The 15003-nt window shown below is 61.6% G+C and carries 12 protein-coding genes and 1 pseudogene; 5 read left to right on the top strand and 8 right to left on the bottom strand.

The genetic code is table 11. From position 1 onward, the window contains the following. Positions 1–11: 11 nt before the first annotated feature. The 3 genes from GTP55_RS11595 to GTP55_RS11585 form a co-directional block, all read right to left on the bottom strand. Positions 12–1172 carry an efflux RND transporter periplasmic adaptor subunit gene (locus GTP55_RS11595; RefSeq protein WP_161045084.1) on the bottom strand — a complete coding sequence of 387 codons (1161 nt, stop codon included), beginning with the start codon at positions 1170–1172 and terminating at the stop codon, positions 12–14. A gap of 32 nt (positions 1173–1204) precedes the next feature. After that, positions 1205–2755: an efflux transporter outer membrane subunit gene (locus tag GTP55_RS11590; RefSeq protein WP_371868328.1), complete on the bottom strand. Its 1551-nt coding sequence runs from the start codon at positions 2753–2755 to the stop codon at positions 1205–1207. Between the two features lie 178 nt (positions 2756–2933). After that, on the bottom strand, positions 2934–3584 hold the full coding sequence (locus tag GTP55_RS11585; protein WP_229257882.1) for a hypothetical protein: 651 nt from the start codon (positions 3582–3584) through the stop codon (positions 2934–2936). A gap of 276 nt (positions 3585–3860) precedes the next feature. On the opposite strand from GTP55_RS11585, the gene GTP55_RS11580 reads away from it, so the two are divergent. The 4 genes from GTP55_RS11580 to GTP55_RS11565 all read left to right on the top strand — a co-directional run bounded on the left by GTP55_RS11580 (position 3861) and on the right by GTP55_RS11565 (position 8691). Further along, complete coding sequence (locus GTP55_RS11580) at positions 3861–4040, top strand: DUF3311 domain-containing protein (protein ID WP_110849363.1); 180 nt, start codon at positions 3861–3863, stop codon at positions 4038–4040. Then, positions 4040–5518 carry a monocarboxylate uptake permease MctP gene (gene mctP / locus GTP55_RS11575; RefSeq protein ID WP_161045081.1) on the top strand — a complete coding sequence of 493 codons (1479 nt, stop codon included), beginning with the start codon at positions 4040–4042 and terminating at the stop codon, positions 5516–5518. Before GTP55_RS11580 ends, mctP begins: the two co-directional genes overlap by 1 nt. Before the next feature lie 76 nt (positions 5519–5594). Next, on the top strand, positions 5595–7265 hold the full coding sequence (locus GTP55_RS11570) for an alkaline phosphatase family protein (RefSeq protein WP_161045080.1): 1671 nt from the start codon (positions 5595–5597) through the stop codon (positions 7263–7265). Between the two features lie 250 nt (positions 7266–7515). Continuing rightward, the gene (locus tag GTP55_RS11565; RefSeq protein WP_161045079.1) at positions 7516–8691 is read left to right on the top strand and encodes an MFS transporter; all 1176 of its coding nucleotides are present in this window, start codon (positions 7516–7518) and stop codon (positions 8689–8691) included. On the opposite strand, the gene GTP55_RS11560 is transcribed toward GTP55_RS11565, so the two are convergent. Continuing rightward, positions 8688–9056 carry a response regulator gene (locus GTP55_RS11560; RefSeq protein ID WP_110849359.1) on the bottom strand — a complete coding sequence of 123 codons (369 nt, stop codon included), beginning with the start codon at positions 9054–9056 and terminating at the stop codon, positions 8688–8690. The genes GTP55_RS11565 and GTP55_RS11560 overlap by 4 nt on opposite strands. A 129-nt stretch (positions 9057–9185) precedes the next feature. Here GTP55_RS11560 and GTP55_RS11555 point away from each other — a divergent pair. Next, positions 9186–9496 (top strand): annotated as a pseudogene (locus GTP55_RS11555) (aspartyl/asparaginyl beta-hydroxylase domain-containing protein); the annotation flags it as partial. An 881-nt stretch (positions 9497–10377) separates the two neighbouring features. On the opposite strand, the gene GTP55_RS11550 reads toward GTP55_RS11555, so the two are convergent. The 4 genes from GTP55_RS11550 to GTP55_RS11535 form a co-directional block, all read right to left on the bottom strand. Beyond that, positions 10378–10725, bottom strand: a complete 348-nt coding sequence (locus GTP55_RS11550) for a type II toxin-antitoxin system ChpB family toxin (protein ID WP_161045078.1) — start codon at positions 10723–10725, stop codon at positions 10378–10380. Continuing rightward, the gene (locus tag GTP55_RS11545; protein ID WP_161045077.1) at positions 10719–10970 is read right to left on the bottom strand and encodes an AbrB/MazE/SpoVT family DNA-binding domain-containing protein; all 252 of its coding nucleotides are present in this window, start codon (positions 10968–10970) and stop codon (positions 10719–10721) included. The genes GTP55_RS11550 and GTP55_RS11545 overlap by 7 nt, the downstream gene beginning before the upstream one ends. Positions 10971–11045: 75 nt before the next feature. Continuing rightward, complete coding sequence (locus GTP55_RS11540) at positions 11046–12275, bottom strand: alginate lyase family protein (protein WP_161045076.1); 1230 nt, start codon at positions 12273–12275, stop codon at positions 11046–11048. Positions 12276–12288: 13 nt separating this feature from the next. Continuing rightward, positions 12289–14997: a TonB-dependent receptor plug domain-containing protein gene (locus GTP55_RS11535; protein ID WP_161045075.1), complete on the bottom strand. Its 2709-nt coding sequence runs from the start codon at positions 14995–14997 to the stop codon at positions 12289–12291. Between the last annotated feature and the right edge of the window lie 6 nt (positions 14998–15003).

Raw genomic sequence — 15003 nt, 5'->3', positions numbered from 1 at the left:
GCGCTTTATCCTCAGTGTTCCTGCGGCGTCGGATTCGGGCTGTTGGCTGGCACCACCTTGTTGTCAATGATGACCGGCGTGCCGTTCTTCAGTTTCAGCTGGCCGCTGGTGACCACGGTCTGGCCTTCCTTCAGGCCGGTGAGAATGGCCACCTGGTCGCCGCGGGTCGGACCGGTGGTCACGAACACCTGCTGCGCCACCAGGTAAGCCTGACCCTTGTCATCCTTCATCGCGTCCTTGGCATCGGCCGGCGGCGGCGACAGCAGGAACACCGTCGAGCCATACGGGTTGTAGGTAATCGCGGTCTGCGGCAAGGTCAGGTATTTTTTCAGCTCGCCCTGTTCCAGGCTGACGTTGGCGAACATGCCCGGCAACAGCTGGCGCTTGGCGTTCGGCACCGTGGCCTGCACCTGCACGTTGCGGGTGGCGGCATCGATTTTCGGACTGATCGAGGTCACCTTGGCGGCAAAGCCCGTGCCCGGATACGCGTCGCTGGTAAGGTTCAGCTTCTGGCCGATGGACAGGCTGGCCAGCTGCTTTTGCGGCACGAAGAAATCGACGTACACGGTGTCGATGGTTTGCAGCGTCACCAGCTTGTCGCCCGGGTTCAGGTACTGGCCCGGATTGACGGCGGTGATGCCCAGCTTGCCGGCGAACGGCGCGCGGATGGTCTTCTTGTCGACCAGCGCTTTCTGCTGCGCGGACAGGGCCTGTTTGGCTTTCAAGTCGGCTTCGTCGCTGTCGACCTGCGCCTGGCTGATGGCTTGCGCCTGCAGTTGCAGCTTGTCGCGCTTGAGCGTGGTGGCGGCCAGGTCGGCGTTGGCTTGCAGCGCGCGCAGCTGGGCGATGTCGGAATCGGCATTCAGCTCAAACAGCACTTGCCCTGCCTTCACCTCGTCGCCCGACTTGAAGCGCACTTCGCGCACCAGGCCCGCGATCTCGGTGGTGACATCGACGCCGCGCACCGGCGCCAGCGTGCCGACGGAAGTGAGCTGCGGCTGCCATTCAGCCGTGGCGGCCTTGACGGCGGTAACCACCTGCGCGGCCGGCTTGGGCGCGCTGGCGATCAATTTTTTAATCTGTAAAAATTTCCCGAACGCGAGTACAGCGATCAGTAAAATCACCAACCCTACCATGATGAGCATGCGCTTGGTCGTCGGTCGCTTGGCCATGAATCGTTCTCCTGCGGATTTGAATTTTGCGTTTATTGGTTTTTACCGTCTTTGCCATACTGTGCTGCGGCGGAAACTGCCGTGGCGGCGGGCATGCCGTCGGCGCGATTCCACCAGCCGCCGCCCAGCGCCTGGAACAGCGCGGCCGTGTCGGCATAACGGGTGGCCTGCGCCTGCACCAGGCTGATATGGGTCTGCTGATAGCTGCGCTGCGCGTCCAGCAGCACCAGGTAGCTGATGCCGCCCAGCTTGTACTGCTGCTCGGACAGGTCCAGCGTTTCCTTGGCCAGCGCCTCGGCTTCCGCCTGCGACTTGAGCGCGGCAGCGTCGGCCTCCAGCGCGCGCAGCGTGTCGGCCACGTTCTGGAACGCGGTCAGCACGGTGGCGCGGTACTGCGCGGACGCCGCATCGTAGGCCGCTTCCGCAGCGCGGCGTTGCGCGCTCAGCGCGCCGCCGTTGAACACCGGCTGCGCGACGCCCGCCAGCAGGCTCCATGCCGTGGTCTGCGAGTCGAACAGCTTGCCGAAGGTGGTGGCGCTGGAGCCATAGCTGCCGGTCAGCGAGAACTGCGGATACTGCGCCGCCGTCGCCACGCCGATGTTGGCGCTGGCCTGGTGCAGCGCTTCCTCGCTGGCGCGGATGTCGGGCCGCTGGCGCACCAGCGCCGACGGCAGCGACACCGGCAGCTGCTGCGGCAGTGTCAGCGATTCCAGCGTAAACTCGGGCATGCCCGCCTCGCCCGGCAGCTTGCCAGCCAGGACCGACAGCTGATGGCGCGCAGCCGCCAGCGCTTTTTCCAGCGGCGCGATGGTGGCGTTAATCTGCGCCACCTGATTGCGCTGGCTGAGCACCGTGGTGCGCGGAATGGCGCCGAACTCGAACTGCTTCTCGATCACGTTCTGCTGCTTGGTCAGCGCGTCGAGCACTTCGCGCGTGGCCTGCAGCTGCGCGCGCAGCGATGCTTCCTGGATGGCGGTGGTAACCACGTTGGCGCTCAGCGTCAGGTAAGTCGCCTCGACCTGGAAGCGCTGGTAATCGACGGCGGCTTGCGCGCCTTCCAGCGTGCGGCGCGTGCCGCCGAACACGTCCGGCGTGTAGGCGACGTTGACCGAGGCGTTGTAGACGTTATAGACGCCGGCTCCGGCGCCGGCGGTGGCCGCGCTGACCTTCTGCCGTCCACCGCCCAGCTGGGCGTTGACCGATGGATAGACCAGGTTGCCGGCCTGCGCGTTGTAGTTCTCCTGCGCCTGCCGCAACACCGCTTCGGCTGCGGCCATATTGGGGTTTTGCTCCAGCGCGCTGCGGATCAACTGATCCAGCGCCGGCGAGCGGAATAACGACCACCACTGGGCAGGAATCTCCTGCCCAAACGCGAACTGCTGCGCCGCCCCGCCAACGCCAGGCGCCGACGCAGTCTGCTGCGGCAGCGGCGTTGGCGTATAGCTGTCACCGGCAGAGGCCGGCGCAGCGGGGGATTTAAAATTCGGCCCGAGCGCGCAACCGCCCAGACCGGCGGCGATCAACGCCGCAACGCCAGCCCGCAAGGCCAGCGCATTGAACTGCCTGAAGATTCTTCTTTTCACTACAATCTCCCGCACTGTTACTAATATTTAAGATTGATGCACACTAAAGGTTAATGTATGTACATTCACATATGATGTTCGCATTTTTTATGGATCAGGTGTGGACTTAATTACCGGGCAGGATAAAAAAAGGGCCTTGCCATCTCTGGCAAGGCCCCTCTGTTTCGGATTGTAATGATCAGGCCGGGACAGCAGCGCCGGCCGCGCCGTAGGCGCTGTTCACTTCGGTCAGCGAGAAAGCACTCGGGCCATTGGTTTGGGCATCGGCGCCATCATCGTGGGCCAGGCTGCGGTAGGTTAGCGGCGCTTCGTAGCGGATGCGTTCCTCCTCACTGATCTTGCCGTCATGATTGGTGTCGGCAGCCATTTCGGTGGCGGGCGGCGGCACGCCCAGCACGCCGTCTTCACCGACGCCAGGCAGCGGTTCAGGCGACAGCAGCGGGTCCGGCGGCGTAGCATTGGTAACGCCATCGACGCCATTGGCAGCATTATCGGCGCCGAACCGGGCCTGGAAAATCTGTGTTTCAGGACGCGACACCAGTTTTTTCAGACCTTCGTCAAACTGCTGCAACGCGCTTTTCAAGCTGTCGTCTTCCGATACGGCCTTGACCAGCGCATTGGCCTGGTCGCCGCTATCGGCCGAGTTGCTGGTATCAGTCTGCAGGGGACTGGTGGCATTAAAGCCAGGCAACGAGAAATACGCGGCAACCGATGCACTCAGGTCCGCGTTAGTACCACTATCGGTGGCAGATTGAACTCGTACGGGCGCGAGCGCCTTGTCTGCAACCAAAGCTGCCGACAGCGTTCCACCACCAATGTTGTTCACCATAGTCATCATTCACTCCTGCAAGAGATTCCTCACAACTACATTCTATCAGCGTTTTAACAAGAGTTACCATTTCGTGCTGGCATCTACTGCAAAAAACTGCTCTTTTGCGGCAATCAGTTGCTTTGTTGCACTGTTTCAATTAAGAAAAACAATCACCGGCGTAGCTTGATAGATTTTGTTTGTAACAGCGCTGGTACATTTCTCCCTCCACAGGGTGTAGCGCTACCTCCTCAGATTCAATACCATGCTACGACAACATAAGATTATGGAGTCACCGTGCGCTACCTGCTTGCCCTGCCCTTCATCGGCCTTCTCTGGCTGCCCTTCTATAACAAGGAACTGCCCTCGCTGTTTGGCTTCCCCTTCTTCTACTGGTATCAGTTTGCCTGGGTGCCGCTGACGGCGCTGATCATCTGGGTGGTGTACCAGAGCGACAAGAAGAAGGGAGTTGAATAATGCCCACTGAAATTAACTGGACCGCGCTCGGCGTTTTCATCTTCTTCTTCGTACTGGTGACGGTGCTGGGCTTCGGCGCCTCGCGCTGGATGGGCAGCAAACAAAAGGACGGCAACCACCTGGAAGAATGGGGCCTCGGCGGGCGTAACTTTGGCGCGTGGATCACCTGGTTCCTGGTCGGCGGCGACTTCTACACCGCCTACACCGTGATTGCCGTGCCGGCGCTGGTGTATGCCGTCGGCGCCTATGGCTTCTTCGCCCTGCCCTACACCATTCTGGTGTACCCGATTGTTTACACCATCATGCCCAAGCTGTGGCACGTCGCCCAGAAAGCCGGCCACGTCACCGCCGCCGACGTGGTGTTCGGCCGCTATCGTTCGCGTCCACTGGAATTCGCCATCGCGCTGACCGGCGTGGTCGCCACCATGCCTTACATCGCGCTGCAACTGGTCGGCATGGAAGTGGTGATCAAGGCGCTCGGCCTGACCGGCGAACTGCCGCTGGCCGCCGCCTTCATCATCCTCGCGCTGTACACCTACGCGGCCGGCCTGCGCGCACCGGCGCTGATCGCCTTCGTCAAGGACCTGATGATCTACATCGTGGTGCTGGTGGCGGTGGTGCTGGTGCCGATGAAACTGGGCGGCTACGGCGCGGTGTTCTCGGCCGCCGGCGACGCCTTCGCCGCCAAGGGCGGCGCCACCGGCCTGACGCTGAAGTCGGCGCAGATCCTGCCGTTCGCCACGCTGGCCTTGGGTTCAGCCATGGCGGCCTTCATGTATCCGCACACGCTCACCGGCATCTTCGCCGCCAACAGCGCGGACACCATCCGCAAGAACGCCGTGTTCCTGCCTGCCTACACCATCCTGCTTGGCCTGATCGCGCTGCTCGGCTTCATGGCGTATGCGGCCCACATCACCGTCGCCAGTAACAACGACGTGGTGCCGGCGCTGTTCAACGCCCTGTTCCCGAGCTGGTTCAGCGGCTTTGCCTTCGCCGCCATCGCCATCGGCGCGCTGGTGCCGGCAGCGGTGATGTCGATCGGCGCGGCCAATTTGTTCACCCGCAATTTCTGGAAGCCGTATGTCAATCCTGCCGTCACGCCGGCCGGCGAAGCCAAGGTGGCCAAGCTGGTGTCGCTGGTGGTCAAGGTCGGCGCGCTGGTGTTCATCCTGTTCTTGCCGACCAAGTTCGCGCTGGACCTGCAGCTGCTGGGCGGCGTGTGGATCCTGCAGACCTTCCCTTCGGTGGTGTTCGGCCTGTTCTTCGGCTGGTTCGGCGCCCGCGCGCTGCTCAGCGGCTGGGCGGTCGGCATCATCGCCGGCAGCCTGCTGGCGTTCAGCGACGGCATCAAGCCTGTGCATACCTTCATCATCGGCGGTGATGGCTACACCGCCTACACCGGCCTGACGGCGCTGCTGCTGAACATCGTCATCGCCATCATCGTGCAGCTGGTGGCGGGAGAAAAGCGCAAGGCCTGACCTTGTCATAGAACTGTCACAGGAATAGGATAGTATCCCGCACGCCGAACTATCCTATCCAACCTGACGACACTCTATGACCAAGCATCTGTCCCTGCGCGCCATCACCATCGCCGCATCCTGCCTCGCGCTGTCCCACGTTTGCGCCGCCCCTGCAGCACCGACCACCGCCTCCACCCTGCCCAAGCTGGTGGTGGTGCTGGTGGTGGACGGCCTGCCGAACGAGCAGGTACAACGCTATCGCGACCAGTTCGGCCAGGGCGGCTTGCGCCGCATGCTGGACCAGGGCGCGTCGTTCAGCGATGCGCACCAGGCGCACGGCGTGACGGTTACCGCCATCGGCCATAGCGCCGTGCTGACCGGCGCCTATCCTTATGTGCACGGCATCATCGGCAATAACTGGATCGATCCGGTCACCAAAAAATCGGTCTACTGCACCGAGGACACCAACTACACCTACATCGGCGAAGAGACCAAGCCAAGCGACGGCACCTCGCCGGCCAAGCTCAAAGTCAACACGCTGGGCGATGAACTGCGCTACGCCACCGGCAGCCGCAGCAAAGTGATCACCGTGTCCGGCAAGGACCGCGGCGCGATCCTGCTGGCGGGTAAAACCGGCACCGCCTATATGTATATGGACAAAACCGGCGACTTCGCCAGCAGCACCTACTACATGAAGCAGCACCCGGAGTGGGCTCAGAAATATCTGGCCTCCAAGCCGCAAGACCGCTACTACGGCAAGACCTGGGCGCCGTTGCTGCCGGAATCGGCTTACGCCGGCGACGCGCCGGAAGAGCTGAATCAACCGAAAGCCGGTTCGCATAACCGCCTGCCATACACCTATTACAGCGAAAGCGGCGAGATCGACGCCGGCTACTACGCCAGCCTGCGCGTTGGCCCCTTCCTCGACCAGTTGACGCTGGACTTCGCGCGCGCCGCAGTCGAGGGCGAAAACCTCGGCCGCAATCCGGCCGGCGTGCCAGACCTGCTGGGCGTCAGCCTGTCGGCGCACGATTACGTCAACCACGCTTTCGGCCCGGAGAGCAAGCTGTCGCACGACCACCTGCAACGCCTGGACCGCATGCTGGCCGACTTCTTCAACTACCTGGATAAACGGGTCGGCATGGACAACGTGCTGGTGGTGCTGACCGCCGATCACGGCTTCCCGAACACGCCGGAATTCGCCAAAACCCAGAACCTCGACGCCCAGCGCATCGACGGCGACAAGCTGATGGCCGCACTGGACCAGCACCTGGCCGCCAAGTTTGGCGTATCCAAACTGGTGCAAGCCTGGTCGCTGCCAAACATCCATCTGGACTACGCGCTGGCCGAGCAAAACAAACTGAAACGGGAAGACGTGGAAACCGCCGCCGCCCGCTTCCTGCTGGCGCAAAACGGCATCGTCGACACCTTCACCCGCACCCAGTTTGAAAGCGGCGCGGTGCAAGGCACGCATATCAACACATTGATGCGGCGCGCCTGGAACCGCGAATCGTCGGGCGACCTGATGGTGGTCACCAAGCCGTTCTGGTACTTCGGCACCGGCATCAGCGGCACCTCGCACGGCTCGCCGTACGCCTACGACACCAACGTGCCATTGATGATCATGGGTAAACGCTGGATCAAACCAGGCGCCTACAGCCAGTATGCGGAAGTTGTCGACATTGCGCCGACGCTGGCGAACCTGCTGCACGTCCGTCCACCGGCCGGCTCGGAAGGCCGCGTGCTGACCGAAACCCTGCGTTAAACGCCTGCGGCAAGGCCCAACCGGGCCGGCGCCGCTCTCTCCTTCGGCAGACGAAGGCGACAGCCAGAAGATGGGGCCATCGTTTGCTGTGAAGTGTGTTGCCAATGCGGCGACGCCAAAGTCTCCGGGCCAGATCAAGTGTTTGTCACCGCCAGCCTGCGCCGGCATCGCCGCCGCAGGCCCTCCCCGCCTCTGCAGAAAATCGCGAACTCCACTATAGTAGACCTCTTTGGTTAACTGAAAGTACACAGTGACGGACACGAACAAGAAGCCCACCTGGGCGTTGCTGGCATTGGCCGTTGGCGCCTTCGGCATCGGCACCACCGAATTTTCGCCTATGGGACTGCTGCCGGTCATCGCCGAAGGCGTGCACGTCTCGATTCCCAGCGCCGGCTTGCTGATCAGCGCCTATGCGCTGGGCGTGATGATCGGCGCACCGGTCATGACACTACTACTGGCGCGCCTGCGCGCCAAGCATGCGCTGATGGTGCTGCTGTCGATTTTCGTGGTTGGCAATCTGCTGTCGGCCATGGCGCCCGGCTACTGGACGCTGCTCGCCTCGCGCCTCGTCACCAGCCTGAATCACGGCGCCTTCTTTGGCATCGGTTCGGTGGTGGCGGCCAATCTGGTCACGCCGGATAAACGCGCCAGCGCCGTGGCCACCATGTTCATGGGCCTGACGATTGCCAACATCGGCGGCGTGCCTGCCGCAACCTGGATTGGCCAGCAGATCGGCTGGCGCATGGCGTTTGCCGGCACGGCGGGACTGGGCCTGCTGGCGATGGCGGCGCTGGTGGTGGCACTGCCGCGCGGCGAAATGGGTGCGATGCCGGACATCCGCAAGGAACTCCGCGTGCTGGCCCGCCCTGTGGTGCTGATGGCGTTGGCCACCACGGTCATGGGCTCGGCCGCGATGTTCACCGTCTATACGTATATCGCACCGATCCTGACCACGCTGACCGGCGCTTCGGGCGCGTTTGTGACGCTGGCGCTGGTGCTGATCGGTGTCGGCTTCACGATTGGGAATGGCATCGGCGGCAAGCTGGCCGACTGGTCGCTGGACGGCGCCACCAAGATCTTTCTGGCGTCACTGGCCGTTATTATGCTGGCGTTGCCATTGCTGTTGACCAGCCATTGGGGAGCGCTGATTGGCGTAGTGCTGTGGGGTGCGGCGGCGTTTGCGATTGTGCCGCCGGTGCAGATCCGCGTGATGCATGCTGCGGCCGAAGCGCCGGGACTGGCGTCGTCGGTCAACGTCGGCGCCTTCAACCTGGGCAACGCCGCCGGCGCGGCCATCGGCAGCTTCGTCATCTCGGCCGGCATGGGCTACGCCGCAGTGCCGGTCGCTGGCGCCGTGATGGCCGCCGCCGGCCTGCTGCTGGTATTCGCCGGCCGCGCGGTTGGCGCGCAGCCGGCAGCAGTTTAACCGAGGTTATTCAGATACTGATTCAGATGATCGAAGTTCAGCGGCTTGGAAAAGTGCTGCGTAAAGCCCGCCGCGACGGCCTTCTTGGCCGAATCGCGGTCAGCTGAACCGGTGAGCGCAATGATCGGCACCGACTCGGCGCCAGGCATGCGGCGAATCGCCCGCACTGCGCCAAAGCCATCCATCCAAGGCATGCCGAGATCCATGATGATCGCCTTCGGCATCGCATCGCGCACCCAGTCGCAAGCCTCGTAGCCGTTATGCGCCGAGGCGGTTTCGTAGCCCTGGCATTGCAGCAGAGCCGACAGCGACTCCACCATATCGACATTGTCATCTACTACCAGAACTTGTTGTGCGCTTGCCATTTTTGCCTCACCAGTTATTTAATCGGTGAAAGCATCGTAGCAAACGGATGAGGTAACGGATGTTCGCTAGCGCACCTTGTTGCAATTGCGCCCCCTCTCAGATGGCAGGCCGCGCGGCGCTGGCGCTGCAAAAATAAAGCCCCCGAGCAAAGCAACAACGCTGGCTTCAATTCCTTCTTTAAAACTGGCTGGAAGCGGTTTTACCTGAAGTGGTACGCTAACGGCCATCCGTACGCTAAGCTCGTGTGCCCGCAGACGGTGACACTGCTGCGGCGCATTCCTTCGATCAAGGTAGCAATGGTTCCCGACCTGCCGCACGGCGCCAAGATCAACCCGCACCGCGCCCCGTATGCGGACTCGCTGCGCGAGCGCCTAAGCATGGCGATGCCAGCGATGACCGCTGCTTCATCGAAGTCGACGGCCAGCGCCATAGCTGGCGCTAATTATCGGTTTCGAGGGGGTTGATTGTCGGCTCTAGACAGTCAGGCCAACAGCGGACGAACGCTAGAAATGGCGGAAGACACGGAAGAGTGGCGCTATGCTGGGCGATGCACGCTGTCGCCCCGAACCAGACGTTCAGCTGCTCGATTGGGCAAGGTTGTCCAAAGCGTGAATTCCTTTAATCCGTGGTTCTGTTTGCCAGACCGAATCGACTAGCGAAAACAGTCGCAGACGTTCGATTAGGACTTCTCTAAAGCTAACTTGCCATCAAAGCCGACGGAATACCACCCAAGTTTTCCTTTGAACACATAACATTCATCCTCATCCATACCTATTAAGCTGCAATGGATTACAAGCGAAATCCCTCCTTCAAATTGAATCTGAAGATCAAACGCGGGCCGCGAGCACGTTACGGTTTGAATTGTTTTTCCTCGTATGACTTCTAGACCTCGGACCATCGGACCGTCGTTCTGGTTTGACATATGGCTGCCAGAAAAAACTTCTGAACTTGATTCTATTCTCCACGGACAGTAGAGCAAAAGTTGGTATGCGCTTTCATAGCATCTAACCAACTCCGTTAAGTGAGGATTCCTCATAGGCTTTGCCCTGACCGTTCTTTTTCCAATGTCCAGTGAAATCACCGATCCAGTTCCCTTTCCACCAGTGACTCCCCAACATTCTTCCCCAGTCAAATTCGCAAGGTCCTGCAGAAACGATTCATCCAGATGCATAAATATCAACTCCGGGGGAGTGTCAATAGCGACTTTTTAGTAGTCGCTCGTCTTGTGATGTGAGCGTCCGGTTTTGGCCGATACCGGTCCTTCAAACTTCCAGCTCACCTGTTCGCGGGTATTATTGCGAGTCTTAGCTAGAGCAAACTTTAATCGGTAATTGCGCGCAGCCGAGCCAGCGCATCTTCGACCACATGCTCAGGTACAGTTTCAACGCGCTTGGCCTTTCTTGCTTCCAAGTCCAGCATACGAATCTGGTTGACTAACGCCACGCCTTGCGTCTTCGTGCCTGCGCCGTCCAAGGATGCTGCGAAACCTGCATGCCGAGCGAAGTCACCGCCCTGCGTTATTGGCGCAACCAGCACCACACCTAGCACATTGAATGTACTTGTAGACAGCACGAGTGCGGGGCGCTTGCCCCTTTGCTCGTGCCCTTGCGTCGGATCGGGGCTTACCATCACGATGTCACCTCGCCCGAATTTACTACGGCTCACCACGCTTCTCGCCCTACAGGCTTGACGTTGGACCACTCCGCCAAATCGGCCGGCTCCGGCGCCGTAAGGTCACATTGGGCCACCAGGTCAGCCAGCGAATAAGACGGGCGGGCTGCTTTCAATAGCACCCCTTCAGGCTGCACATTGACGCTCAACTTATCGCCCAAAGTTACCTTGAGTATGCCCAGTAACTCCGTCGGCAAACGCACCGCTGCGCTGTTGCCCCATTTCTGAATTGACAATTCCATAAATCCTCCAGATGTTGATACATTGTAGATTCATCCGAAATATCATGTCAACGCAACGATGGGCAAAATTCCAACCTACTCCAGCGGCAGTATCAACGCATCCAGCTGGCCTGGATAATGCTCAAGCAGCCAGCGGGCCTTTTGCGCGAATAGCGGCTCGCTCTTGTAGGCGCGGGCGGCGGCCAGCATGTTGTGCATGGCATGCTTGTTGATGCCGTCTACCGATCCTTCTTTGGGATCGATTTCCGGATACGGCCACTTCTCCCCGTTCACATAACGCGCGACGAAACGGTAGCCTTGGGCGATGCTGTGCGCATCTTCACCATGCTCCCAGACTTGCTGCCCCGTCAGCTCGCCATAGCGTCCCAGGTAGCCAAACGCTTCCAGCGCAAAGTTGACGTAGCCGGATGGCCGCGTGCGCTCCAGCTCGGCGATCAGCTTGCCTTCACGGTCGATCTGGCCGGCGATGCGGCGAATCTTGGTGATGTCCAGTTCGCGCTTGGCGATCTCCTGCTGACCGGTGTACAAGGCATACGCCACCAGTTGCGCAGAGTAGAAGGTGCCGTGGTTGTTGTGCGCGTTGCTCTCTTCAAAACCGTTGCGGCTGTTGAGCAGCCAGTTCAGGTAATCGCGATACCAGGCGCGCACGCCGGCGTTTTCGGCGTCGCTCAGGGCTTCAGTCGGTTGCAGTAGGGCCAGGCTGTCCATCACGTCGATCAGCGACCGGCTACTAATGATGCCGATGCCGCGTCCGTTCACCCGGCCTGGAATCGCCTGCCCGTAGTCCAGGTTGGGATTCATGCGGGTTTCCGGCGCGAGGAACCAGGCGCGGGACAGCTCGCCCGCCTTCAACGCATATTTCTGCTCGCCGGTGAAGTACCAGGCCAGCGCCAGCACGGTGACGTCATGCGAGAACTTGCCCATGCGGGTGCTGTCCGTGCCGTCGGTGGACGCGGCGGGATTGTGCACGCCATCCTTGCGGATATAGGGCAAGCCATCCGTTTTCGCCGGATCGGGCCACCAGTACGGCCCGAAGCTGAAGAAATCATGCTTGTCGCCGCTGGCCGGGCTCAGGGTCTTGTCCACCACGCTGTAGCGCCGGTGGGACAGCGCCGCATTTGCTTCCTTCAGCAAGGCGTCATACGATGGCTGGTAGAGCGGATCATGCGCCGCCAGCTTCTGTTTGGCCAGCGCCAGCTCGGCCGGATCGTAGGTGTAGAACTGCGACGGCGATGCCGCCAGCGCAGGTGCGGACAGGCTCGCGGCCAGCCAGGCCGCGCACCACAGGGAACGTTTGATCATCATGGCTGTGCCTGGATCAGAAGTTGAACGTCGCACGCGCGCGATAGGTACGGCCAACCGGACTGGCTTCGCCGCTGGCGTAGCCTTCGCCGCGATAGTTGGCGGCCGGCGGATCGCGGTCGAACACGTTGTTGACGCCGACCATCAGGCTCCACTGCTTGTAACCGTTGTACTGCATCGACCAGTTGTAGACCGTGTACTGGTCGATCACGTGGTACGCCGTGCCGCTATTGCGGTCCTCGAAGCTCTGCTTGTATTGCTGGTTGACGGTCGAAGTCCAGTTGCCGTTGGCGCTGATCCATTTCGCCGAGGCCCCGTACTTCCAGCGGAAGTTCATGACGTTGGCGTCCAGCGGGCCGAATTTATTAACGCTGGAAATCCACGCGCCGTTGCGGTCGACCTGGGTTTCAAACTCGTGCACATACGTGCCGTCCAGCTGCACGCCAAACTGGCCCCACCGTGTTTTAGGGAAGTTGTAGGTGGTGGTCAGGTCGATGCCGTCCGTGCGCACGCCGCCCATATTGGTCAGGCGGTCGTCGATGTACAGCAGATTGCCCTTGGCGTCGCGCACGAACAGGTTGGCGTAGGCGGGATTCTGGAACAGCGTCGGCTGCGTCAGCTGGCCGATCGAATCGCGCAGCTGGACGCGGAAGTAGTCCAGCGAGACCAGCAAGGAGCGGGTCGGGGTGAACACCACGCCCAGGTTGAAGGTCTTGGAGCGCTCCGGACCCACCTGCGGATTGGCGCCGGTATTGATCGGCTGGCGCGCATTGCACACGGTGCTCGGGTTGTAACCCGGCAGGGCCGTGCCGCCGGTGGTGGCGCCCGGGGAGCCACCCGGACACAGCACCGGATCGTTATACGTGGTGCTGGTGATGCCGGTCGGGCCATCGGTGGCGCCGAAGTAGCGCTCGGCCAGCGTCGGCGCGCGGAAGCCGGTGCCGGCCGAACCGCGCAGCATGACCCACTCCGCCGGCTTGTAACGGAAGCTGGCTTTCGGATTGGTGGTGGCGCCGAAGTCGCTGTAGCGGTCGGTGCGCACGGCCAGGTCGACATCCAGCGCCTTGGTGATCGGGAAATCAAGCTCGGCGTAGACGGCCGCCACATTGCGCGAGGCGCTCTGGTTGGTCGCTGCGGTATTGCCGGTCTGGCCGCCGGACAGCGCCACCGTGGCCGGAATCGAGTTATACGAGAAGTCGTGATACATGCTGCCGCCAACGGCTAGCGTCACCGCGCCGCCGGGCAGCGTCATCAGCTCGCGGCTGCCGCTCAGGTCAACGCCGTTCATGCGCGTCCGGCCTGCGTTGGCGGTCTGGCCATTGGTGGAGATACTGCTCAGGTAATCCTTGCCGACCTGGTCTTGCAGGCCGAATGGATTGAGCTGGCCGTTGGCGACGCCGGCCAGCAAGCCGTAGCTGTTGACGAAGCCGGAACGGAAGCTGGTGCGGGTGCTGTACAGCGCGGACCAGAAGCTGGCCTTGTAATCCCAGGCGCCCAGGTGCCCTTCATCGTCCACCGTCAGGCGGGTGGTTTCGGTTTTGTAGTCCAGCACGGTCGGGCCGAGATCGCCGTACAGCGACCAGGCCAGCGTCAGCTTCTGGTTGGTGATGCCGGGCATAGCCGGAACGATGCCCTTGCCCGGATAGTATTTGCTGTTCGGGCCGATGGTCAGCGCCGGGAAGTTGGCGATCGACGGGTTGATGCCGAAGGTCGGATTTTTCACCGGACGGTTGTAGATAGAGGAATACAACAGCGAGGCCGACAGCTTGTGGTCCTCGCCCAGCATCAGCGTGCCCTTGGTGAACAGCGACGCTTCCTGGCTCTCCTTGGTCAGCGTCAGGCTGTTGGCGGTGTAGCTGGCGGTGCAGGTGTTGTTCAGGCCGGGACTGGAATACGGCGCCAGGCAGCCGCTCGCGTAATAGGGATTGCCGCCGATGGTGACGTTGCCGACCTTGGTCGAGCCGTCCGCCAAGGTGACGTTGGCCGGTATCGAGTTGCCGCCCTTGGTCAGCTTGGGCGGCGGGAAGCCGGCGCTGGCCAGCCGCGCGTCCGAGGTAATATTCGGCCGCGCCGATTGCGGCAGCGCGTTCTGGTTATTGATGTCGCCGGTAACGTAGACGTTCCAGCCGTCGCTGCCCAGGTTGCCCTTGCCGGCGATGAAGCTCAAGCCGGTCGATTCGCCGCCGCCACTCTTGCCCGGCGCACTGCCCTTCAACGTCAGCGAGGCGCCGGTGTAGGATTTTTTGGTGACGAAGTTGATTACGCCGCCAATCGCGTCACTGCCGTAGATGGACGACGCGCCGTCACGCAGCACCTCGGTGCGGTCGAGCGCGCTGACCGGAATGCTGTTCGGGTTGATCGGCACGTCGTTCAGGCGTTTGCCGTCGAGCAGCACCAGCGTGCGCGAGGTGCCGATGCCGCGCATATTGGCGCTGTTGCCGACGCCGGAGGTGGTGTTCGGCACGAAATCGGAGGCGGTCGACATCGACATCAGGATATCGTCGATGGTCACCATGCCCTGCGCCAGCCAGTCTTCCGCCTTGACCACGGTGACTGGCAAAGCCTGATCAGCCACCGCGCGCTTGATGCTGGAACCGGTAATTTCCACTTTTTGCATGGTGTCGTCCTGCTGCGCATGGGCGATCGCGGACATGCTTAACAATGCCAGTGCGACTGCGGCCGGCAAGCGGCGTGGCAGCATGCGATGAGTAGTCTTATGATTCAATTGCGT

Source organism: Duganella margarita, from assembly GCF_009857535.1.
Classification (GTDB): Bacteria; Pseudomonadota; Gammaproteobacteria; order Burkholderiales; family Burkholderiaceae_D; genus Rugamonas; species Rugamonas margarita.
This window is presented reverse-complemented; position numbering and strand designations above follow the sequence as displayed.